The organism is Maribacter sp. ACAM166 (genome assembly GCF_005771495.1).
In the GTDB taxonomy this organism is placed as follows: Bacteria; Bacteroidota; Bacteroidia; order Flavobacteriales; family Flavobacteriaceae; genus Maribacter.
In genome coordinates, this window is record NZ_VAUW01000101.1 from 1 (window position 1) to 733 (window position 733).

Here is a 733-nt window from a genome sequence, read left to right on the forward strand (position 1 = left end):
AGGCGGCGGATGGTCTTGAAAAGGGTGGTCGAGCCATTTTTGGAGGTCTACCTTAACAAAAAGGTTGAGTCTTATAAAAGCGACCAGATTTGATAAGTACCATTTGTATTTTGCCATAGCTTTCAGTGCTTTCAGTACGAGTATGGTTATTAGTGCTGTCCATATCTGTATCATCACGGCATTTTCACTCGTACCGATGAACGATTTGATATGTAGTAGCTGTTTTATCTCGCGAAAGAAGATTTCCACTTCCCATCTAGCCTTATAAAGTTCGCTTATCGTGTTTGCCGTCCAAGACATTTGGTTGGTTATCAATTCTATCTGTTGTTTGTTGACAGGGTCATATATAGCTATCCTGCGAAGCCTTTTGGGATACTTTTCTTTTGATTTTGTGCCTGTAAGGGCAATGATTTCATCAATAAGTATATGTTGGTGTCTGTTGTCGGGCAGCTCGTTTTCTTTTACCCTAGTGTATTGGATGTTTTCTTTGTGCCTGACCACAAAAAACACCTCGCTGGTGTCCCAAACGTTGAGCAATGAGAAGTCATTATAGAACCTATCGGCAACGATAACACTTCTTTTAAGTAGTGGGATATCATAAGCCCCTTTGTTATCGGCCGTTTTGCCATTGGTGATATTAACGTAAGCAGGTAGATTTCCATCATAATCTAATAGGGTATGCATTTTTATGGCCCCTTTGGCTGTTTTATACTTGGCCCAATCAAACAGGCTC

General features: G+C 40.7%; 1 protein-coding gene. It reads right to left on the bottom strand.

Annotation, left to right across the window (positions count from 1 at the left end):
* A partial coding sequence (locus ES765_RS21515) for an IS4 family transposase (RefSeq protein ID WP_138116596.1) occupies window positions 1-733 on the bottom strand: 733 nt, incomplete at both ends.